This window comes from Hyphomonas sp. NPDC076881, assembly GCF_050269995.1.
Classification (GTDB): Bacteria; Pseudomonadota; Alphaproteobacteria; order Caulobacterales; family Hyphomonadaceae; genus Hyphomonas.
Genome location: NZ_JBNNJJ010000021.1, coordinates 12,672 through 33,557, shown reverse-complemented (window position 1 = coordinate 33,557; position 20,886 = coordinate 12,672). Strand labels below are relative to the sequence as shown.

The window sequence follows — 20,886 nt, the reverse complement described above, 5'->3', positions numbered from 1 at the left end:
GGTGAGAGATCTGACCGCCATGCAGCCAACCCTTGCGAACCTGACTCAGGAAGCCCAGCGCCTGAAAGCGGCGGGGCGGATGGATGAGGCAATCAACGCCTACCGCCGCGCCGTTTCGCTCTATCCGGGCAACGGGGTGGCGCTGCACAATCTGGCCGGCGCGCTGGGGGATGTGGCCGCGCATACAGAGGCAGAGACAATTGCCGCTGCCGCGCTGAAAACGGGGCTGGATGCGCCGGAGACCTGGCTGGTGCTGGCGCGGGCGCAGCTGGGACAGGGAAAGCTGGAGCCTGCCCGAAAAAGCTATGCCGAAGTGATCCGGCGGCGGCCGGACATGCTGCCCGCGCAGTTCGAGATGGCGCAGCTGGTGTGGATGTCGACCGGTGACCGGGAGGCCGCCCTGGCGGAGATCCGGGCGGCCGCGGCCCGGCCCGGCGCGCCGGTGATGTTGCGCTTTCTTGAAGCGCAGGCCCTGGAGTTCATGGAAGAGCCCGCCGCCGCCCGCGCCGCGCTGGAGCCGGCACTTGGCCAGGCGGGCTGCCCTTCCGAAATACTGGCGCTCGCCGCTGATATCGAAGCGCGCCTCGGCCGCCCGGAGATGGCGGTTGAACTGGCGGAGCGCGCCTTTGCCAAGGCGGAGGGCCACTCCGGCGCCCTGGAAGCCTTGATCCGGGCGCGGCTTGCGGCGGGAGATGGGGAGGGCGCCTCAGCGGCGGCGGCGGAGCTGATCAGCCGGCAGCCCGGCAATCAGCATGCGCTTGCCCTGCAGGCGACGGCCTGGCGGATGCTGGGCGACCGCCGCTACCGCGATCTCTACGATTATGGACGATTCGTGTCTGTCGGCCATCTTGATGTGCCTAAAGGTTGGGCAAGCCTGAACGCCTATGTGCTGGACCTGGCAGCGGAGCTGAAACAGGCGCACCCTTTCCGGACCCACCCGTTCGGGCATTCTGTGAGGTATGGCAGCCAGCGCCCGCATGTCCTGATGCTGCAGACCCCGGCGATTGCCGCCTTTCTCGAGGCGTTGCAGGGGCCGCTGAGCCGGCATCTGCAGCGGATAGGGCAGGGAAGCGATGTTCTGACCCGCCGGAATACGGGCCGGGTGGGGATGATCGGCAACTGGTCGGTCTGGCTGCGGCCGGGCGGATATCATGTCGACCATGTGCATCAGGAAGGCTGGCTGTCCTCGGCCTGCTACATTGAGTTGCCGCCAGCCGTGAATGCAGGAGGGCGGGAGGGCTGGCTGCGATTTGGCAGGCCCGGCATTCCCGTTGCTGGCGGGCCGGAAGCGGAACATTGGGTGCGGCCGGAGCCGGGCCTGGTGGCGCTTTTCCCGTCCTATATGTGGCATGGAACCGAGGCTTTTACGGGGACGGAGCCGCGCCTGACGATCGCCTTCGACCTTGTGCCAATCTGAACAGTTCCTGAACAGGAATTTCGCGGCGATCTCGCGACTTTTGCGAATTATTGCGCTGAAACGGCCAAAACGCGGTAAATCTTGCGCTAATTCGTGGTGCTCAAAAAGCACACAGGGGGAAGATGATGCCCCCACAGCATAAATTTCCGGATTGATTGTTTTGTAACAGAACTGCAATGTTGCGGTTCAGGGCGTTACCGTAGGCGCGTTTTGCGCGTCAGCGGATCATTTTTTGGTTTTAACGGGGAGTTATGGCGGACATGGCCAGAACCAATTACAATAGTTTTCTCTATCGCACGGCCGCTATCACGGCGCTGTGCTCCAGCCTCGTCTTCACGGCGGCCGCCCAAACGGCCGAGGAGGCAGAAGATGCACCGGTGACGACATCGCCGGCGCCAGTTGTTGAAGACGAAGCGCGTCAGGACGTTGTCCGGGTTACCGGTTCCCGCCTCAACAACCCCTATACGAGCATTGCCCCGCTCGACATCATCACGGCCGACTCGGCCAGCCTCAAAGGCATCTCTGACGTCGGTAAACTGCTCCAGACGGCTACGGTTGCCGCTGGCGCGCCGCAGGTGACCGCGGCAACGTCCGCTGCCTTCGTCGAGAACGGCGGTATCGGTGCGGAAACCGTGTCGCTGCGCGGCCTGGGCGCCAACCGCACACTGACTCTGATCAACGGCCGCCGGGCAGGCCCGGCCGGTACGCGCGGCGGTGTTTCGGCGTTCGACCTTAACGCCATTCCGCTGTCGGCTGTTGAGAACATCGAGATCCTGAAAGATGGTGCCTCATCGATCTACGGTTCTGACGCCGTGGCCGGTGTTGTGAACATCATCACCAAGAAAGACGCTGGCTCTGAAGTGGACTTCTTCTACAGCGGCCCGGAAGAGGGCGGCGGTGAAGAACTGCGCGCCAGCGGCACCTGGAGCGGCAAGGTGACCGATCGCGGCAACCTGCTGGTCTCGCTCGACTACTTCAAGCGAGAGGAACTCGCACAGGGCGATCGCAGCTATTTCAGCTGCGGCCAGCCCTACATCTACAATCAGGACGGCTCGCGCGCCGACCTGATCGACCCCACCACCGGGACCTACAAATGTCAGGACCTCCTGTGGGGCCATGTCTGGATGTATGATTACACTGCGACAGGCGCTATCGGCCGTCCGTGGCAGGGCCGTCCGCAGCTTCTGCAGTATGATTATGATGGTACGCTGGCTGCCAACGGACTTGCTCCCTGGGGACCAAACTCGTTTGGCCTGAACCTGCCCGCAGGTTGGTACCCGGTTGGTCTTGGTGAACTCACCCTGCCTGGCGCGACGCCGGATCCGTTCTATGGTCCGACGGCCCTCCTGTCGGAGCAGCTGCTCAACTACGACCATCCGTTCCAGGACCAGGAGACGATGGTTCCGGAAGTCGAGCGCATAACCTTCTATGCGAGCGGCGAGTACGAGCTGACTGACTCCATGACGATGTATGGGGAAGTGCTGGTCAACCGCCGCGAGACGAAGGTCAACGGCTACCGCCAGTTCTGGCAGTACGACTACATGTACAATTACTTCGGCTATGAGTACACGAACACGCCTGCCTATGGTAACGCTGGCTGGACAGCCGATCCGACGGCTTTCAGCTTCATTGGCATGAGCCCCACGGCAATTACGGACCATGCTGACGATTTCATCAGTGTTGATTACATCAACGCCGTCATCGGTGCCAAAGGCGACTTCGCGGTGCCGGGCTGGAACTGGGATGCCTTCTTTCAGTTCTCGCAATCTGATGGTTCGTACAAAAACGACATCATCTATGATGATGCGATTTCTCCCTATGCATGGTTCGTCGGCACGCCTTGCGGCGCGGGTGATGTGACCCCGGTGCGCGGCGTCGCTTGCCGTACGCCGGACTGGTACAATCCGGAATTCCTGGCCGGCAACATTTCGGCAGAAGACAGGGCGTTTTTGTTCGGCGTGGACGAAGGATCGACAATCTACGAACAGTCTCAGCTCGAGCTCTTCCTCGACGGTCCGCTGTTCACGCTGCCGGCTGGCGAGGTGCGCGGTGGTATCGGCTTCAGCCGCATCCATGAGCGTATCAACGACATCCCAGGTGAAGCAACACGGGCTGGAAACACCTGGGGTTCTTCCAGCGCGGGCATCACCCGCGGCCGCAAGATGACCCGCGCGGTCTTCGGCGAGGTCTCGATCCCGGTGGTGAAGGACCTTCCGCTGGCGGAAGCTGTTGACCTGTCGCTCTCGGCACGTCTGACGGATGTGGACGTGTACGGGTCCGACACGACCTACAAGGCAGGCCTCGGCTGGCAGATCACGCCGACCGTCCGGGCACGTACGAGCTACGGCACGTCGTTCCGCGCGCCAGCGCTCTTCGAGCTGTTCCTGGCTGGCCAGACCAGCTTCCTTGGTCAACGGAGCATCGACCCCTGCATCAATTGGGGGGCTGCTTTGGACACCGGTGCGATCTCGCAGCGTTTGGCTGACAACTGTGCTCTGGACGGCGTCAGCCCGACCCACTCGGGTTCGGGTTCCTCTGCGACAATCATTTCTTCGGGTAACGCCACGGGTACCCTGAAGGCTGAAACGTCGGATGCTTTAAACGTTGGTCTCGTCTGGGCACCGAATTTCGCCGATCTGCGTATGTCGGTTGACTATTACGAGATCGAGGTCGATGGCCAGATCGACCAACTCGGCCCGGCAAGGATTGTTTCGGCTTGCTATAACTCGGACAATTTTGGGACCGATCCACTCTGCGACCTGTTCACACGGAATACGCAGAACGATCTGATCGAAACGGTTACCGACAACTTCATCAACATTGCCAAGCAATCGGTCAAAGGCATCGATGTGGCGGCGACCTACAGCCGTGACTTCAGCTTTGGTACACTGACGGTGGATACCCAACACACCTTCACTCTGGAGAGCGAGTTCCAGGCTCTGCCAACCAGCGTGCCGCAAGACTTCTCCGGCGAAGCCGGCCGTCCGGAGTGGGTGGGCGAAATCTCCTTCGCTTTCGAGCGCGGCCCGTGGTCGGCCTATTATGGCATGGACTTCATCGGCGAGACGTCGAACGTTGCCAGCTATGGCGGCAATACGGGCACCTATTTCGGTGTGCCGGTTGTCTACAAGCTGGAAACCGAGCAGACGACCTACCACAACGCATCGATCGGCCGGGAACTGCCCTACGACATCGACGTGCGGGTGGGTGTGGCCAACATCTTCGACGAGCATCCCCCGGCAGTCACCACGCTGGGTCTGGGCGAATACAACACCGTGGGTACCTCGGCGTTCTACTCGCAGTATGACTGGCTGGGCCGCCGCTTCTTCGTGAACATGAGCAAAAAGTTCTAGACTTCACGCGGGAAAGAACCGAAAGCGGCGGGTGCTTCACCCGCCGCTTTCTTTTATGTGGCCCTGTGAATGGAAGGTTTGATCCATGCCGCGCATCACCATGAAGATGGACAATCTGAACGAGCGGAATGCCGAGTTTACTCAGCAGCCCCTGCAGCATCCGGTTTTCCTGAACTCCGTTCCCAAATCCGGAACTCACCTCATCCGCAATATCATGCGCATGTTCGTGCCGGTGGAGCAGCAGTATCACGCAACCTTCCTCCAGATCCCCAATCTGCGCGGGCATGCCGGCGCGGCGCTGAACCCGGCCAAGCCGATGCTGAGCTGGGGGCATCTTCTGTTTTCGGACGATTCTGCCATCGCAACCCGCGCCGCACGGCACGTCCTGCTGGTGCGCGATCCCTATACCTGGGTTCTGGCGCGGGCGCGCTTCTTCGTGTCGGAAAATTTCGAGGCCAATCTCAGCCATCTGAAGGGGCCGGGGGTTTCTGCCGAAGCGCTGATGAACATGATGATCTTCGGCATCCACGGGAAAGCCCCGCCGATGGTGGACATCTTCCAATTCAACGCCGCAGCCTGGATGGGTACGGGCGCCAAGCTTTACCGGTATGAGGATATCGTCCGCGCTGTGAAGACCCTCGACACACCGGAAGCAGAAGTGTTCTTCCGGGGCCTGCTGGACGATTGCGGCATTGATATGCCGGCGGACTGGCGGGCGCGTATCCGTATCGGCAGCGACCGGGAGCAAAGCGCAACGGCGCGGGAGAATCTGAGCGTCGACAACAGCATGATTCCGGACGAGTTGCCGGAGATCCAGAAGCGCCTCGTGGATGTGGCCATGCCCGGCATGCGCGCGCTGCTGGGCTACGCCTGACCGCGCAGGGAAGGGGGGCTGCAACCGGCCCCATGAGTCCCCAACGACGCAAAGAAAAAAGGCGCGCCCTGCGGCGCGCCTTTCCATTTTTAGTCCGGCAATGGACAGGGGCTAGAGCCCGCAATCCTCGGTCAGGAACTTCTCGATTTCCGTCAGTGTCAGGCGTTGCTGATCCGGCGTCCAGGGCAGGCTGTGGGGCATGTCCGGAACGTTCAGATATTTCGCCTTCGTATGCTTGCGGATGGCGTTGTAGAAGGCCTTGCCGAACGTGTCCGGCACGCGCACGTCCCGGTCGCCATGATAGATCAGGATCGGGATTTCCGCCTGGGCGACATCCTTGATGACATCCCGGCCGGAGAGGCCTTTCTCGTAGACTAGGCGGCCGAGGCGGCTGCGGTCTATGCCTGATCTGATCTTGTTATTTTCCCCGTAACCGGCTCCAGCGATTGCACACTGATAAGGGCTGTTGGGGCGTGTGGCGGCAGCCATGGCTGCATAGCCGCCATAGGAGTACCCGAACATCGCGATTTTATCCGCATCGGCATATCCTTGAGAAACGAGCCAGGCGGCCCCGTCATCCTTATCATCTTGGACTTCGTTGCCGAATTTTCCGTCGCCGGCCAGCCAAAGGTCCAGTCCCCATCCTTCACTGCCGCGATACTGCGGCTGCAGAACGGTGAATCCGCGTGATGTCAGGAAGGGCACCCAGTTTGAGCTGTCCCAGCCCCCATAGTCGCGCGCCCAAGGGCCCCCATGCGGCAGGACTATGGCTTTGCCTGGCGCATCGCCTTCTTTCCACCCTTGGCGATGCGTCAGGAGCGCGGGGAGAGTGCGGCCATCGCGTGCCTGATAGTAGACCAGCTTGGTCTGGCTGAGATCATCCGTATCGATCCAGGGACGCTCGGCGCCCAACAGTTCAAGGCTCGAGCGGTCCCGCAGAATATAGTACCGCGGCGGCATATTGGAGCCCGATGCGCTGAAGACGATCAGATCATAATTTGCCGATCGGTAAAGGATATCGACTATTTCAGCACCGAGTTGCTGCTGGAGCCCAAGGACGATGCTGCCGTAATCTGCATCCAGCCATTCATAATGTACAATATCCGCCAAGAAGGCGTAGCCAAGAACCTTGCCGAAATCATGTGGCGAGGAAGACGTCACCACGCTGACCGCGTCGAAATCCGGATTGTGGAAGACCGGCTCGGTGCTCAGCTGGCGTTTGACAGGATCGTAAGTGTAGATCGCCTGCTTGTCTGTGAACTTGTTGGTGATCACATAATACAGCCCCGACTCACGGTCACGGTGAGCAATCGTCAAACTCTGGCGCTTAACGGTATCCACTGTGAGGGCGTCATGTGTCTCGAACGCGCCCCCCTTGGTTGCCTTTAGCTGGGTATAATCTTCGAAAGTGTTTCGTTTCTCGTCACGGCCGGATGAACTCATGACTTCGCCGTCGGCCGGATCAAAATATCCCATATCGGAATCCCGGGAATTCTTGAAGGTCTGCCGGAACGCCTGAGTCTTGAGGTTCAGCAAACCGAACTCGAAAACGAAGTCAGAATTCATCCGTTGAATGAAGATATTGTCCGGAACCATTGGCAGATCACTCATAACGGCCCCACGCGCGCTCATGCGGATGCACTCCTCCCGCGCTTTGCTTAGGGCACGGGTGCTGCCAAGATTGATAAACGGCTCACTGAACTTCTTGAAAGTTGTATCGGTCAACAGTGCTTTGCGGCTCCAGGTGCGGGTTCCCCCCACAGCATTGCCTTCATCGCAGCCCTGAAGCTGACCTGTGAAGGGCTGACGGACCCAGACCTGCACAGCGCTGTCCTTCAACGCTTGGACAACCATGAACTCCGAATCCCGCCCATCCGGGGCAACGGTAACCGGCGGTTTGGAGAGATCGGTCAGATCCCAGGCGGCGACAACCGCGCGGTCCTGATCATTGCCGGTGGATGGGCCGACCAGGGCCACCATGGTTTTTCCGTCCGAAGACACCGATACGGAAGACATTGCCGGCAGTCTGGCCAGATCCTCGATGGGGATCGGTTTGGCCAGCGCTGCGGGGGCTGCAAGACTGGCCGCAAGCGCCAGAACCAACCCGCGCACGGGCAGGGAACCTATCATGTTGATCACACTCCTGTAATTCTTGTGCTGCCGGCGCCGGGGGAATGGCCGTCCGGCACAATATTGATCGCGGTCCTGATGCGTCAGGCCAGAGATTGCCAAACCTTAATGCCGGGGCGCGTGTCCTCCAAGTCAGGATATACGTTTGGCGCGGAAGCCGCTGGCGCCGTCGAGGCTCAGCATATAGCTGCCCAGCGCGGCTTTCCGGATCGTGGCTTCCTTGGCCTTCTTCACCGCAAAGGCGTTCGGCTTGACCGTGTCGGTCTGTTCCCAGGTCTGGCCATTTTCCAGCACGACAATGACCTTGCCGGTGACGCCCTGGACCCGCGCCGATTTTACCGGGACGGTGATTTCGGAGACCGATTCCCGCTGAGCGGGATCGCCTGCGTTGCTACGGAAGAGGGAAGGGAGGCTGGGCAGAGAAAAGCCGAAGGCTTCCTTTTCTATAGTCTCGATGGCCGCTACATCCACAGTCTGGACTTCACCGGCTGTCTCCCTTGCCTTGAGAGTTGCGACCGCCTGATCGAAGCAGGCCAGCCGTTCGGCATCGGCCGGAATGGTCTGGCAGGCATAGATGGGATCGATCGGGTGGGAGGGGCGCGCCTGTGCCACCGCGACACACGAAAGCGTGGCTGAGAGACAAGCGGCGGCGCTGAAAGCTGTTTTGAGGACCACGATATTTCGCTCCATATCCAATAATTCTGGCACGATCATGCCCGCTAGCTGGGGCTGGCGCACCCATTGAATTCGCATTTTGCGTAATTCCGGGTGGAGATTCGCATAAACCTGAAGCCAAATAGTCACACTCGCGGAATTTGTCGAAGGTTTTGCGACACTGTGGTTGACTGTCAAATTCTTGACTTCATTACTCACAGTTAAGGTCCGGGGAGTCGGACCCAACACTCAAATTTATGCTGAGTGCCGCTATAGCGTGCATGCGCGCTACATTATCTTTTGGAGGGTAAGTTGAACGAACCTACTTGGAAAAAGCGACTGTTCACCACATCGCTGTTTGCCGGTGCACTGTTTGCTGCCACCAGCCCGTTTGTGGCTGTTGCGCAAGAAGCAGATGAACCTGTTGTTGAAACCACCGCTGCGCCGGGCGACGAAACCGAAGCACGCCAGCAGCGCATCACCGTCACCGGCTCGCGCCTGGTGCGCCGTGACGAAGTTGCTGAAAGCCCGATCCTCACCGTTGGTCAGGACGCGCTGGTCACCTCGGGTCTCACCACTGTCGAGCAGTACCTGAACACGCTGCCGCAGATCACGCCGAACCTGTCGTCCCAGTCGAACAACCCGAGCTCCAACGGCCGCGCGGTTCTTGACCTTCGCGGTCTGGGTTCGGGCCGTAACCTCGTGCTCGTCAACGGCCGCCGCGGCATGCCTTCCTTTGCTGGCGGCACTGTTGATATCAACACGATCCCTTCGGCACTTGTCGAGCGCGTTGAAATCATCACCGGTGGTGCAGCTTCGACCTACGGCGCCGACGCTGTGGCCGGTGTTGCCAACTTTATCCTCCGCGACAACTTCGAAGGCGTTGAAATCGACGGACAGTACCGTGCCGCGATGGAAAACGGCGACGCTGTCGAGTGGAGCAGCGGCATCACGATGGGCAGCAATTTTGCCAATGATCGTGGTAACGCAGTCCTCTCCATGAACTACTTCACCCGTGAAGTGCTTGGCAAAGGTGCACGTGACTTCTCGGCACAGGCATCCAGCACAACGTCGATCTATCCGGACGGTTCGTGGGTTCCCGGTGCAAACGCTCCGAGCCTTGCTGCAGTTAACGGTCTCTTCGGTTCTGGCGCCTGTGCCGCGAACGGCGGCGTCGGTGGCTTCGGCTTCAACCCGGACGGTTCGCTCTTCTGTACTGGCGTTGCCAACGATCCGCGTGACATTGTCGGCTATACTGGTCCCGATTCGGCTATCGCAACCAACTTTGCGCCGGATATTTTCTCGTACAACTTCGAGCCGGACAACAACCTGATCCTGCCGCTCAACCGCTGGAACATCTATTCGTCTGTTGATTACGACATCAACGATTACGTCCGTGCCTACGGTAGCTTCATCTTCACCAACTACAATGCCGAGCAGGAGCTTGCTCCGACCCCGGCAGGTGGTACGACGGGCTTCACTGTCCCGGTCACGAACCCCTTCATCGGTGCTGAACTCGCCGCCCTGCTTGCAACCCGTGCAGACCCGACGGCTCCGTTCGCTCTCTCCAAGCGCTTCAACGCACTTGGCGGCCGCGTTGGTTCGACTACGCACGATGTGTGGCAGATGACGATGGGTTTCGACGGCGCTCTGATGGGCACCGAGTCCTGGACCTATGATGTCTATTACTCGCATGGCCGTTCGACGCTGAACGAAATCCAAACGGGTAACGTTCGCCGTGACCGCGTTCAGACGCTTCTGGACGCTGCAGACGGCGGCGCATCGCTCTGCACAGGCGGTCTCAACCTATTCGGCAACGCGGCGATCAGCCAATCCTGTATCGATTACATCTCGCTGACGGCGAAAAACCTCACCGAAATCGAGCAGCGGATCATCGAGGGCTCGATCCAGGGTGAGCTGTTCCAGCTGCCGGCTGGTCCGATCCAAACGGCTTTCGGTGTTCAGTACCGTGAGCTTGACTACGACTTCCAGCCTGACTCCGGTCTGCAGCCGGGCCTCGTTGCCGGCTTCAACCAGCAGCTCCCCACTTCCGGCTATCTTGACTGGTACGACCTCTACACCGAGGCGCTTGTTCCGGTCGTCAAAGACATGCCGTTCATGGAAGAGCTGAACTTCACCCTCGGCTACCGCGTGACGGACAACAGCAGTTCCGGTACGGCGGACACCTGGAAGATCAACGGTGACTGGAAGGTCAACGATGCCTTCCGCTTCCGCGGTGGTTATCAGAAAGCCATCCGTGCACCGAGCATTACCGAGCTCTTCGCTCCGGTGCTGAACAACTTCCCGACCTTCACCAACCAGGACCCCTGCAACACGACGGGTGCCAACGCTAGCAACGCTGAATGGGGCCGTAACGGCGCCAACGGTGCCAACGTGGCAGCACTCTGCGCGGCTCAGTCGGTTGTTGCTGGTGGCTCCAGCTACTTCCAGCCGTCGGGTCAGGCAACGGGTCTTACCGGTGGTAACGTGAACCTCGAGCCGGAAACCTCCAACTCCTACACCTTCGGTTTCGTCGCGACCTCGCCCTTCACGGGCAACTCGTTCGTCGAAAGCCTGGGTCTGACCGTCGACTACTGGTCTGTGGAACTGGAAGACGTTATCGCTGCTGTGGCCGCAACGACGATCGTTCAGCGTTGCTACAACCGTGACGGTGCGAACCCGACCTACGATCCGTCCAACAGCTGGTGTCAGCTGTTCACCCGCGATCAGAATACCGGTGGCGTTATCGACCTCCTGCAATCCTCGCAGAACCAGGCCTTCATCAACACCAGCGGCGTCGATATCTCGGCACGTTGGGGTGTGGACCTGAACACAATGGGGGCCCTGAACTGGAACCTCGTTGCAACCTGGGTTGAAGAGTACACGACGCAAACCACCATCGTTGACCCGGTCAACGACTTCGTGGGCACGATTGGCTCGACCACCGGTTCGGCTACGCCGGAGTGGAAAGTCACGCTGCGTACCGGCTACACGTATGAGGACCTGTCGCTGAACCTGACGACGCGCTACATTCAAAACATGAAGCACGCGAACACGGTCACCGGTGGCAGCTCGATCACCAACACGGGCGTTCCGGAGACCTGGTACTTCGACCTCAATGGCTCGTACAATCTGACCGACTACGTCACGATCCGTGCAGGTATCAACAACCTGCTCGACCAAGAGCCGCGTCTGTACTCGCCGAACGTTCAGGCCAACACCGACCCGTCGACCTATGACGTGGTTGGCCGCTCGGCCTTCGTGGGTATCAACCTGCGCTTCTAATCGGGATCGGCCGGAGCAATCCGGCCATTCTCTCTCTCCTACAGGAACGGCGGTCCTTCGGGGCCGCCGTTTTCTTTTTTTGGCGGGTTCCGTATCGGCCCCCTTGGGGCCTCACATGAACCGGGCTCAAGGCTGTCTGGGCCCAGATTTGCCTCGCATCGGGGAAGGGCACCCCCTGTTGAGGGGGATTACAGGCCGGCCGGGTCTGTCATTCTGGGATCATCCATCACATGGGAGATCAACATGACCCTCAACCGACCCCTGAAGATGCTGGCGGGGCTTGCCGTGGCGGGCCTCGCCGCCGCGTGTGCCAGCGCGCCGCCCGCGCCTGCGCCCGCGCCGCTTGCGCCGGTGCCGGACCTGCCCGCGCCGGAATGGCGCAAAATCATCCAGCAGGACGAGCGCTTTGCGGTCTTCATCAGCCAGCCGGCCGTGCGCGAGGGAGACCTTGCCTTTTTCCGGATGGTGTATGTCTACATGCCGGATGAGGTTTCCTTCGAAGGCCGGTATGTAGCCTGGCAGGAATATCCGTATGCGGTGCTTAACTGCGCGCGGGATACCGTGATGATGGGCCCGCGCACACGCTATGATTTCGAAGGCAACACCTTCGGGCAGGACGAAGACACGGCCTTCTACCCGATCATCGGGCATGCGGTGGCGCGCTCCCGCGATGTCATCTGCAAGAATGCGCCCTGGGAGGGGATGGACGTCGTCTCCGGCGGAAAAGGCTGGGTCGAGCGCGAGCGGGCGAAAATCCCGGGCAGCAAGGCGCTCTAGCCTCTAGCGCCCACGACGGGGCAGGGCAGCGTCAGGCCGCCCGCCAGCGGGCGTAGAGCGCGGTCGGCAGCAGGCGGTCAGACCCCTGCTGGGGCAGGGCCATTTCGCCGGTTTCCATAACGCCGCCATAGGGCTTCAGCCGGTCGCCAAGGGCCTGCGCCACGGCGAGATAGGAGAGGCGGACAGCATAGGCGGTCGCGATGACGAAGCGCGGTTCCTCGCTCAGAAGGTCGCGCACGCCGTCAAGCAGTTCGGGCAGGCTTTCCTCAAAGCGCCAGGTTTCATTCTTGGGGCCGCGGCCAAATTTCGGCGGGTCGAGCACGATGCCATCATACTTGCTGCCGCGGCGGATTTCGCGGGCGACGAATTTCATCGCGTCATCGGCAATCCAGCGGATGGTGCGGTCATCAAGGCCGGAGAGGGACTGGTTGTCCTTGCCATAGCCATTGGATTTCGGGCTGGCATCGAGATGCACGACTTCGGCGCCGGCCGCCGCGCAGGCGAGCGACATCATGCCGGTATAGCCAAAGAGGTTCAGCACTTTCAGCGGGCGCTTTGCGGCGCGGATCTGGTCCTGCGCAAACCGCCAGTGCACGGAGTGTTCCTGGAACACGCCCATATGACGGAAGGCGGTGCGGCGCGCGGTGAAAGTGAGGCCGTTCCAGCGCATCGGCCAGCTTTCGGCGGCGCGGGGGGAAAGCACCTCCCATTGTCCCGCGCCGTCTTCATCCTGCGCCTTGGTGACGAAACGGGCGTCCGCCTTCCAGCTCTGCACCGGCCGGGCCGGTTCCCAGAAGGCCTGCGGATCGGGCCGGATCACGGTCTGGCTGCCGAAGCGTTCCAGCTTCTGCAGGTGGCCTGAATCGAGCAGGGCATAGTCTTCCCAGTCATCGGCGATCAGCAGGCGGGTTTCGGTCTTCATGGTCATGCATAGCCCCGCTGGCGCCAGGCCTCATAGATCATGATGGCGCTGGCCTGGGCAAGATTGAGGCTGTCGGCGCCCCCGCGCATGGGGATGAGACAGAGCGTGTCGCATGCCGCTTCGGCCCAGCCGGGCAGGCCGGCCTGTTCATTGCCCATCAGGATGATGGATCCGCCGGTGAAATCAGCCCCGTCATGACGCACGGTCCCGTTTACAGATGCAGCGCTGAGGCGCATTCCGGCGGCCTTGCGCCAGGTGTTGAAACTGTCGAAATCGGCATGGGCAAAGGGCACGTCAAACACTGACCCCATGGACGCGCGCACGGCCTCGAAACTGTAAGGATCACAGCAGGTGCCCACGAGGATGACGCCGCTCACCCCGGCGCAGTCTGCCGTGCGCAGGATGGTGCCGAGATTGCCTGGATCGCGCACTTCATAAAGGGCGATGTAGAGCGGGGCGGCCTTGGGCGCGGGCAGGTTCGCAAGGCTGAGATGGCGCTGGCGGAAGGCGGCGACAACGCTCTGGGCGTTGTCCTTCTGGGTGATCTTGCTCATCAGCCGCTCAGGCGCCATCACCACGCGGGCGCCGGCCTTCGCCGCGTCGCGCGCCAGGTCACGGATCTGTGGCCGTTCTGCCATATCGGCAGCAATAATCACGGTTTCCGGCTGCCAGCCGCGGGCCAGGCCTTCGCTGACAATCCGGGCGCCTTCGGCCAGGAACAGACCAGTTTCAGTGCGTTCCTTCTTGCGCTCAAGGCCTTTCAGGGTCTTGATCAGCGGATTGGAGGGGCTGGTGATCAGTTCGAGGGGCTGTTTCATCGCCGGGTTGGGCCTGCCTGGTTCATCTTGCGATCAGTTAAGGGTTAGGGCATGCCTCGCCCGAGAGAGTGCTGTGGGGGTACTGGTTTTGGGAGGTCAGCGACGTCATGCGCCTGCTTGACTACCTTATTGGGGGGCTCGCCCTCCTGGCCCTGCCTTTCCTTATGTGGTGGGGCATCTACCAATCCCCACAGAGCGCTGTAAACCTCCAAGCGCGGCTTGAGGCGCGGGCCAAGGCGGCGCTTGCCGAAGGTGGGGCCGATTGGGCCAGCGTTCGCATGGATGGCCAGCGGGCCGTCATCACCGGCGCAGCGCCTTCCCATGACGCGGTGACTGAAGCGGCGCGCTTCGTGCGGCGCAGCAGCGGCCCCGGCGGCGTGATCTTTGGCGGCGTGACCCTGGTGGAAAACCGGGCCGACGCGGCCCCGCCGGTTTCCCCCTTTGTCTGGCGGGCCACGAAGACCCCGGAAGGGCGGATCGTGCTGTCGGGCCTTGTGCCCTCCAAGGCGATCCAGGCTACGCTGGTGGAGGATGCCCGCCTTGTGGGCCGCGCGGCAGTGGATAACGAGATGCAGCTGGCCGCAGGCGCGCCGGCAGGCAACTTCCAAGGGGTGGCCCGGCTGGCACTGAAACAGCTTGCGCAGATGGACGAAGGGGAAGTGACCCTGACCGATCACCGTCTGGTGCTGCGCGGCGAGGTGGCTGATCCGGCGCTTCGGGCGGAGATTGCCAGGGCGGTGTCGGGCGTGGCCGCGCCCTTCCGGGGGGAGCCGCTTCTGACCGGCGACATCCGCTGGCGGGCGCGCCTTGCGGACAATGTCCTGACGCTGTCGGGCACCATCTCCGATGCGGGCGAGCGGCGCCAGCTGCTGGCGGCGGCCGAGGAGGGCTTTGCCGGCGAGATCCGTGACGAGATGCAACCGGGCGCGGCACTGCCGGAGGGCTGGCTGGCCGGCGCGCTGGCGGGGTTGCCGGAATTTGCAAAGTTCCGCACCGGTGAGATGGCATTCGATGCGGCGGGCGGCGTGTTCATTTTTGACGGCGAGGCCCGGCCCAGCACACTCTATTATCTGAAGGACGACATGGCGCGCGTCGCAGGCCGCTGGAAGACGGCGATTGGTGCCGAAATGTCCGGAAGTGTCCAGGAAATGTCCGGAAATGTCCTGCCGATGTCTGCAGCGGACGCGGGAATGGACTGCCAGGGAGAGCTTCGCGCGGCGCTTGCCGCCGGTCAGATCCGCTTCATCCATGGCGGCGCGGCCATCGCCCGCGAAAGCGGCCCGCAGCTCGACCAGATTGCCGGGATCATCCGCCGCTGTGGCGCGTCCGAGCGGTTCGAGGTTGTCGCTGCCGGAAATGTGCAGGCGTCCGAACTGGTGGATTTCCTTGTTTCGGCAGGGGTGCCTCGCGCGCAGCTGGCTGCTATCAGCTATAGTCGCCCCGGCGGCGAGGCGGCTAATCAGGAAGCTGACGCGGAAACGGCAGCGGCCCGGCCGGTAGACATCAGAGTTTTGGAACGGAGCGGAGAATGACCTGGCTTGTGGCGCATATGTGGATCGCACTGGCCGGGGCAGCGCTCGTGGCACTGCTGCTGGGCTGGTCGCTCCGCGGCATGTTGCTGACCGGGCGCTTGCGCCGGGCGGAAGTCGACCGCGATGTGACGAAGGTGGAACTCAGCGAAGCGCGTGACGAGATCGAGCGCCTGTTTGCCGCCCAGCGCAAGCTGCTGGCGGGGCAGGGCGGGGCGCAGGCCTTCGAGGCGGCGCAAGTCTCGCCCCAGGCTGACCCGGCGCTGGAACAACAACTTGCCGAAACCCTCTCGGCCCTGCGCGCGGCGCGGGATGAACTCGACGCGCTGAAGGCCGCGCCGCCCGTGCTGGCGCCGGCGCCGGAAATGGCGGCGGTGCCTGCGATTGACGGGGCCGCGATGCTGCGCACCCAGGAGCTTGAGGCGCAGGTTGCCGGGCTTGAAGCAGAGCTGGCCGAAGCCCGCCGGGCGCTGACGGACGCCGAAGTGGCGCGCGCAGAAGCCGCTGCGGCAGCGGCGCCCGTGCCTGCGCCTGTTCAGGCTGAGGCGCCCCCCGCCGCCGAGGCAGACCCCAAGCTGGCCTGGAGAGTCTCGTATCTGGCGCTTCGCGTGAAGGCGCTGGAAAACGAAGTGGCTGCCCAGCCCGCCCCGGCGGCGCCCGCGCCCGAGGTGGAAGAGCCGGCCCGGGTGGCCGCAGCGATCGCCCCCGCCGAGCCGAAGGCTGATGAGGAGTCGCCCGAGGAAGAACTGGCCCGTCTGCGCTGGCGCAACCGCTATCTGGAAGGCCGGCTGGCCTATTTTGAAGGGGACCAGGAAAGCGTCGCCGACGAGATCGCTGCGCAGGGCGAGGAGACCGCCAGCGAGGCGTTCGAGGTGGAGACCGACTACGAGACCGGGGAAGCGCTCGATGAGGCCGCTGAGGTTGATGAGGCCTATGACGAGCTGGAAGACATCGCCGGGGATGAAGACGGCGATGATGAAGGTTTCGAAGACGAGGACGAAGAAGAAGATGAGGGCGCGTTTGCTGCGGAAACCATCCTCGGCCGGCTTGAGGAAGAAGATGCGCTGGCCGATGCCGGAGGGGCGGCCGATGTGGTGCCCGCCCGGCCGCTGGCCCTGGAGCGGCCGGTAGAAGGCGCGCCGGACGACCTGACCCTGATCGGCGGCATCGGCCCGCGCATTCAGGAAGTGCTGAATTCGCTGGGCATCTATCATTTCGACCAGATTGCTGACTGGAGCCCCGAAAACATCGCCTGGATTGACGATTATCTGCACTTCAATGGCCGCGTGAAGCGCGAAGGCTGGGTGGAGCAGGCGGCCATTCTGGTGGGCGAGGGCGCCGAGCCCTGAGGCCGTTCACATTCAGCAGCGGTTCACGGGCGGGGGCCTAGGGATCGCAGGCTGGAATTGCAATTTACCGCCGGGGAGTTACCCTTTCCATGGCCGGTTTCAGGGAGAGAAAAATGGTCGAACGCATTGATTTTGACGGTGAGATTCTCGCTGGCGCGCCCAGGATCCGGATGTCGCGCCGCGCGATCATCACCGGCATCGCGGCTGGCACGGTGCTGCCTTTCGTGTCGAGCTGCACGACCAATCCGGAGACCGGCCGCAGCCAGTTCCTGCTGATGGGCGACGCGGAAGTGGCGAGCATGGCGACGGCCGCCTGGTCTGACATGAAAAGCCAGGTGCCGCAGACTTCCAATTCGGCTCTGCGCAACCGCGTGCTGAATGTCTGGAACCGTACCGCAAAGGGGGCCAAGCGCGATCATGAACAGTGGGATGTGGCGGTGTTCGACACCGATGATGTCAACGCTTTCGTGATGCCGGGCAACCGGGTGGGCGTCTATCGCGGCATTACCGAACTGACGGAGAATGACGACCAGCTGTCGTCAGTGCTGGGTCATGAGGCGGGACATGTGACGGGCCGCCATGCGGCAGAGCGGATGTCTGTGACCATGGCGGCGCAGGCCGGCATGATGGTCGGCCAGATCGCCGTGGCGTCTTCCGAGGAGCTCAGCAAGTATGGCTCGGCCATCGGCGCGCTCGGCGGGGCGGCGGTGCAGTTCGGCGTCATTCTGCCCTACAGCCGCAATCATGAGCTGGAAGCCGACCGCCTCGGCGTCGATTACATGTATAATGCCGGATATGACGTGAAACAGTCTGTCCGCCTGTGGGAGCTGATGGATGCCCAGTCCAAGGGCCAGCGCCCGGCGGAGTTCATGTCGACCCATCCGGACCCGGTCCGCCGCGCTCAGGAGCTGCGCCAGTACATCAATGCGCGCGGCTATGCGATGATGTAGGGAAGGGGCCGCCCCCTCTGCGAAAGGCCCGGACGCCACGCGCTCCGGGCTTTTTCATGCCTGCAGCTTGACCGGGCAGGGGCTTTCGGCCATACGCCCCGCTTCTGCGGGAGGCTGCCAGCCGAACCGCGGAGCCTCGTATTCAACCGGGCGGATCGAAAGACCACCGCCCCTTCGCCAAAGTTGTGAGGACAAAATGGCTAAGAAACTTCTGGGGCAGATCAAGCTCCAGATCCCGGCCGGCAAGGCCAACCCGTCGCCGCCAGTGGGCCCCGCCCTCGGCCAGCGCGGTATCAACATCATGGAATTCTGCAAAGCCTTCAACGCCCGTACCCAGGGTATGGAAGAAGGCCTGCCGACCCCTGTTGTGATCCAGTATTATCAGGACAAGTCGTTCACCTTCGTCACCAAGACGCCGCCGGCAACCGTTCTGCTGAAGAAGGCCGCTGGCCTGAAACTCGGCAAGAAGCCTGCTTCTGGCGCGAAAAAGCCCGGTTATGACACCGTCGGCAAAGTGACGATGGACCAGGTCCGCGAGATCGCGAAGGTCAAGATGGACGACCTGAACGCCAACGACCTTGACGCAGCCACCAAGATCATCGCCGGCTCTGCCCGCGCGATGGGTCTGCAGATCGTGGAGTAAGCGACATGGCGACCAAAGGTAAACGCACCCGCGCAATCGAGCAGACCGTCGACAAGACGAAAGCTTACACGATCTCCGAGGCTGTGAAGCTCGTGAAATCGAACGCCAAGGCGAAGTTCGACGAGTCGATCGAAATCGCCATCAATCTCGGCGTTGACCCCAAATATGCTGACCAGCAGGTCCGCTCTGTGGTGAACCTGCCGGCCGGCACCGGCAAGGACGTCCGCGTGGCCGTGTTCGCCAAGGACAAGAAGGCCGAGGAAGCCCTGGCGGCTGGCGCAGACATCGTCGGCGCAGAAGACCTGTTCGAAAAGGTCAATGGCGGCTTCATGGACTTCGACCGCGTGATCGCGACGCCGGACATGATGGGCCTCGTCGGCCGTCTCGGTAAGGTGCTCGGCCCCCGCGGCCTGATGCCGAACCCGAAAGTCGGCACCGTGACCCCGAACGTCACCCAGGCCGTCAAGGACGCCAAGGGCGGCGCCGTCGAGTTCAAGGTTGAGAAGGCCGGTATCGTTCATGCTGGCGTTGGCAAGGCCAGCTTCACCGACGCCGACATTGAGAAGAACGTTCAGGCGTTCATCTCCGCTGTCGTGAAGGCCCGCCCGTCGGGCGCAAAAGGCACGTTCGTGCGCAAGGTCACCCTGTCTTCGACGATGGGCGCCGGCGTCACGATCGACCTGGCTGAAGCCAAAGGCTGATCTTCGTCCCTTCGGGACTGAAATTGGAAGAAGCCCGGAGCGCCTTGCCGCTCCGGGCTTTTTTGTACCCCTGTGAAAAAATGAGGGAAGGGGCTTGCGAACCTCTGGAAAAAGCGTTAATGCCCCCCGCTTGACGGGAGTTCTCCGATATGCATCGGCGGCCTCCCGTTTTCCTGTCCTAGACCATAGGTCATACCCTTCGGGGTTGCTAAGGGCCATCTGGCCGCCTGTGCAGACGGGGTGAGGCGTTGATACGGTTCGGAATCTTCTGGAATTTTCCAGGGGGTGCAAGCCGGGCAGGCCAATCCCTGGGCAGGCGCTGAGGCTCTTTCGGGAGTTTTGGCGATCACCAGGGCGGCCGGATGGTCCGGACGCCTCAATGGAGACCCGCAATGGATAAAGCTGGAAAAAGCGCGGCTCTTGAGAACCTCAAAGGGGTTTTCGAAGGGGCGGGCGTGGTCGTCGTGACCCACTATACCGGTCTTACCGTGGCGGAAATGACGAAGCTGCGTGGCCTGCTCCGCAAGGACGGCGCGCACTTCAAAGTGGTCAAGAACCGCCTCGCGAAAATCGCGCTGGGCGGGGCAGGTGGCGACAAGGCACAGGAGCTCTTCCAGGGCCCCGTGGCAATCGCCTACTCGCCGGATCCGGTGTCGGCTGCAAAAGCGGCCGATGAGTTCTCGAAGGAAAATTCGAAGCTCGTCATCATCGGCGCCGTGATGGGTGAGCAGGTCCTCGATGCCAAAGGCGTCGAAGCCCTCGCGAAACTGCCGTCCCTCGACCAACTGCGTGGCAAGCTCATCGGCCTCATCCAGGCACCGGCAACGAAAGTTGCGGGCGTCATTCAGGCACCGGCTTCGCAACTTGCCCGCGTGGTGTCCGCGTATGCGTCGAAAGACGCCGCATAAGACACCCGTTTTCGCAACACCAAGACCTTAACAACCGAACCAAACAGGAATTGAAACCATGGCAAATCTCGAAAAGATTGTCGAAGATCTCTCGGCTCTGACCGTTCTGGAAGCCGCTGAGCTCGCAAAGATGCTCGAAGAAAAGTGGGGCGTTTCTGCTGCTGCTCCGGTGGCTGTCGCTGCTGCTGGCGGCGGCGCTGCTCCGGCTGCTGCTGTTGAAGAGAAGACCGAATTCGATGTCGTGCTGACCGACGCTGGCGCGAAGAAAATCGAAGTCATCAAACTCGTCCGCGAAGTCGTTCCGGCCCTCGGCCTGAAAGAAGCCAAAGACCTCGTCGAAGGCGCTCCGAAGACCGTCAAGGAAGGCGTGTCTAAGGCTGACGCTGAAGAGATGAAGAAGAAATTCGAAGCTGCAGGCGCAAAAGTCGAGCTGAAGTAAGCTCTGCGGTTTCGCATCCGGGCGGCGTTCGCGCGAGGCGTCACCCGTTCAAGGATCTGCGCGGCGGTCTCCATTGGGGATCGCCGCGTACTCGCGTTCTAATCACAGGCTGTCTGCGCGCGTGCGGACAAGCCGAA

At 62.0% G+C, this 20,886-nt stretch carries 16 protein-coding genes; 12 read left to right on the top strand and 4 right to left on the bottom strand.

Translation table 11 applies throughout. From position 1 onward, the window contains the following. Positions 1–19: 19 nt before the first annotated feature. The 3 genes from ACQKI2_RS17385 (at position 20) to ACQKI2_RS17375 (ending at position 5,644) form a co-directional block, all read left to right on the top strand. Entirely contained in the window at positions 20–1,417 is a 1,398-nt protein-coding gene (locus ACQKI2_RS17385; protein ID WP_427380887.1) for a putative 2OG-Fe(II) oxygenase, read from the top strand. A 377-nt stretch (positions 1,418–1,794) separates the two neighbouring features. Beyond that, on the top strand, positions 1,795–4,770 hold the full coding sequence (locus tag ACQKI2_RS17380) for a TonB-dependent receptor domain-containing protein (protein WP_427380886.1): 2,976 nt from the start codon (positions 1,795–1,797) through the stop codon (positions 4,768–4,770). An 85-nt stretch (positions 4,771–4,855) separates the two neighbouring features. Continuing rightward, a complete protein-coding gene (locus ACQKI2_RS17375; protein ID WP_427380885.1) occupies positions 4,856–5,644 on the top strand; it encodes a hypothetical protein in 789 nt (262 codons plus the stop codon). 111 nt (positions 5,645–5,755) lie between these two features. On the opposite strand, the gene ACQKI2_RS17370 is transcribed toward ACQKI2_RS17375, so the two are convergent. Continuing rightward, entirely contained in the window at positions 5,756–7,774 is a 2,019-nt protein-coding gene (locus ACQKI2_RS17370; protein WP_427380884.1) for an alpha/beta hydrolase family protein, read from the bottom strand. A gap of 132 nt (positions 7,775–7,906) precedes the next feature. Next, a complete protein-coding gene (locus tag ACQKI2_RS17365) occupies positions 7,907–8,527 on the bottom strand; it encodes a hypothetical protein (protein WP_427380883.1) in 621 nt (206 codons plus the stop codon). A 213-nt stretch (positions 8,528–8,740) separates the two neighbouring features. Here ACQKI2_RS17365 and ACQKI2_RS17360 point away from each other — a divergent pair, with 213 nt between their 5' ends. Both ACQKI2_RS17360 and ACQKI2_RS17355 read left to right on the top strand, forming a co-directional pair. Next, positions 8,741–11,713 (top strand): TonB-dependent receptor domain-containing protein, encoded by a 2,973-nt coding sequence (locus ACQKI2_RS17360; protein WP_427380882.1) that lies wholly within the window; start codon positions 8,741–8,743, stop codon positions 11,711–11,713. A 243-nt stretch (positions 11,714–11,956) separates the two neighbouring features. After that, positions 11,957–12,490: a hypothetical protein gene (locus tag ACQKI2_RS17355; protein WP_427380880.1), complete on the top strand. Its 534-nt coding sequence runs from the start codon at positions 11,957–11,959 to the stop codon at positions 12,488–12,490. Positions 12,491–12,521: 31 nt separating this feature from the next. Here the strand turns inward: ACQKI2_RS17355 and ACQKI2_RS17350 are convergent, their stop codons facing one another. Together ACQKI2_RS17350 and ACQKI2_RS17345 are read right to left on the bottom strand one after the other, a co-directional pair. After that, on the bottom strand, positions 12,522–13,418 hold the full coding sequence (locus ACQKI2_RS17350) for a class I SAM-dependent methyltransferase (RefSeq protein ID WP_427380879.1): 897 nt from the start codon (positions 13,416–13,418) through the stop codon (positions 12,522–12,524). Then, on the bottom strand, positions 13,415–14,230 hold the full coding sequence (locus ACQKI2_RS17345) for a TrmH family RNA methyltransferase (protein WP_427380878.1): 816 nt from the start codon (positions 14,228–14,230) through the stop codon (positions 13,415–13,417). The genes ACQKI2_RS17350 and ACQKI2_RS17345 overlap by 4 nt, the downstream gene beginning before the upstream one ends. 107 nt (positions 14,231–14,337) lie before the next feature. Here ACQKI2_RS17345 and ACQKI2_RS17340 point away from each other — a divergent pair, with 107 nt between their 5' ends. The 7 genes from ACQKI2_RS17340 to rplL all read left to right on the top strand — a co-directional run bounded on the left by ACQKI2_RS17340 (position 14,338) and on the right by rplL (position 20,749). Then, entirely contained in the window at positions 14,338–15,762 is a 1,425-nt protein-coding gene (locus ACQKI2_RS17340) for a hypothetical protein (protein WP_427380877.1), read from the top strand. Further along, on the top strand, positions 15,759–17,108 hold the full coding sequence (locus ACQKI2_RS17335; protein ID WP_427380876.1) for a hypothetical protein: 1,350 nt from the start codon (positions 15,759–15,761) through the stop codon (positions 17,106–17,108). The genes ACQKI2_RS17340 and ACQKI2_RS17335 overlap by 4 nt, the downstream gene beginning before the upstream one ends. Before the next feature lie 113 nt (positions 17,109–17,221). After that, on the top strand, positions 17,222–18,058 hold the full coding sequence (locus ACQKI2_RS17330; protein WP_051612204.1) for a M48 family metallopeptidase: 837 nt from the start codon (positions 17,222–17,224) through the stop codon (positions 18,056–18,058). A 196-nt stretch (positions 18,059–18,254) separates the two neighbouring features. Continuing rightward, positions 18,255–18,701 carry a 50S ribosomal protein L11 gene (gene rplK, locus ACQKI2_RS17325; RefSeq protein WP_291055009.1) on the top strand — a complete coding sequence of 149 codons (447 nt, stop codon included), beginning with the start codon at positions 18,255–18,257 and terminating at the stop codon, positions 18,699–18,701. A gap of 5 nt (positions 18,702–18,706) precedes the next feature. Next, entirely contained in the window at positions 18,707–19,402 is a 696-nt protein-coding gene (rplA, locus tag ACQKI2_RS17320) for a 50S ribosomal protein L1 (RefSeq protein WP_291055012.1), read from the top strand. Between the two features lie 392 nt (positions 19,403–19,794). Next, positions 19,795–20,310 carry a 50S ribosomal protein L10 gene (rplJ, locus tag ACQKI2_RS17315; protein WP_035594165.1) on the top strand — a complete coding sequence of 172 codons (516 nt, stop codon included), beginning with the start codon at positions 19,795–19,797 and terminating at the stop codon, positions 20,308–20,310. 58 nt (positions 20,311–20,368) lie between these two features. Then, positions 20,369–20,749 (top strand): 50S ribosomal protein L7/L12, encoded by a 381-nt coding sequence (gene rplL, locus ACQKI2_RS17310; RefSeq protein WP_291055018.1) that lies wholly within the window; start codon positions 20,369–20,371, stop codon positions 20,747–20,749. Positions 20,750–20,886 lie beyond the last annotated feature (137 nt).

Coding starts and splice junctions, on each gene's coding strand:
- ACQKI2_RS17350 (WP_427380879.1), bottom strand. CDS start 13,418: ATGACCATGAAGACCGAAACCCGCCTGCTGATCGCCGATGACTGGGAA.
- rplK (WP_291055009.1), top strand. CDS start 18,255: ATGGCTAAGAAACTTCTGGGGCAGATCAAGCTCCAGATCCCGGCCGGC.
- rplJ (WP_035594165.1), top strand. CDS start 19,795: ATGGATAAAGCTGGAAAAAGCGCGGCTCTTGAGAACCTCAAAGGGGTT.
- ACQKI2_RS17370 (WP_427380884.1), bottom strand. CDS start 7,774: ATGATAGGTTCCCTGCCCGTGCGCGGGTTGGTTCTGGCGCTTGCGGCC.
- ACQKI2_RS17345 (WP_427380878.1), bottom strand. CDS start 14,230: ATGAAACAGCCCCTCGAACTGATCACCAGCCCCTCCAATCCGCTGATC.
- ACQKI2_RS17340 (WP_427380877.1), top strand. CDS start 14,338: ATGCGCCTGCTTGACTACCTTATTGGGGGGCTCGCCCTCCTGGCCCTG.
- ACQKI2_RS17385 (WP_427380887.1), top strand. CDS start 20: ATGCAGCCAACCCTTGCGAACCTGACTCAGGAAGCCCAGCGCCTGAAA.
- rplL (WP_291055018.1), top strand. CDS start 20,369: ATGGCAAATCTCGAAAAGATTGTCGAAGATCTCTCGGCTCTGACCGTT.
- ACQKI2_RS17330 (WP_051612204.1), top strand. CDS start 17,222: ATGGTCGAACGCATTGATTTTGACGGTGAGATTCTCGCTGGCGCGCCC.
- ACQKI2_RS17355 (WP_427380880.1), top strand. CDS start 11,957: ATGACCCTCAACCGACCCCTGAAGATGCTGGCGGGGCTTGCCGTGGCG.
- ACQKI2_RS17365 (WP_427380883.1), bottom strand. CDS start 8,527: ATGCGAATTCAATGGGTGCGCCAGCCCCAGCTAGCGGGCATGATCGTG.
- ACQKI2_RS17335 (WP_427380876.1), top strand. CDS start 15,759: ATGACCTGGCTTGTGGCGCATATGTGGATCGCACTGGCCGGGGCAGCG.
- ACQKI2_RS17375 (WP_427380885.1), top strand. CDS start 4,856: ATGCCGCGCATCACCATGAAGATGGACAATCTGAACGAGCGGAATGCC.
- rplA (WP_291055012.1), top strand. CDS start 18,707: ATGGCGACCAAAGGTAAACGCACCCGCGCAATCGAGCAGACCGTCGAC.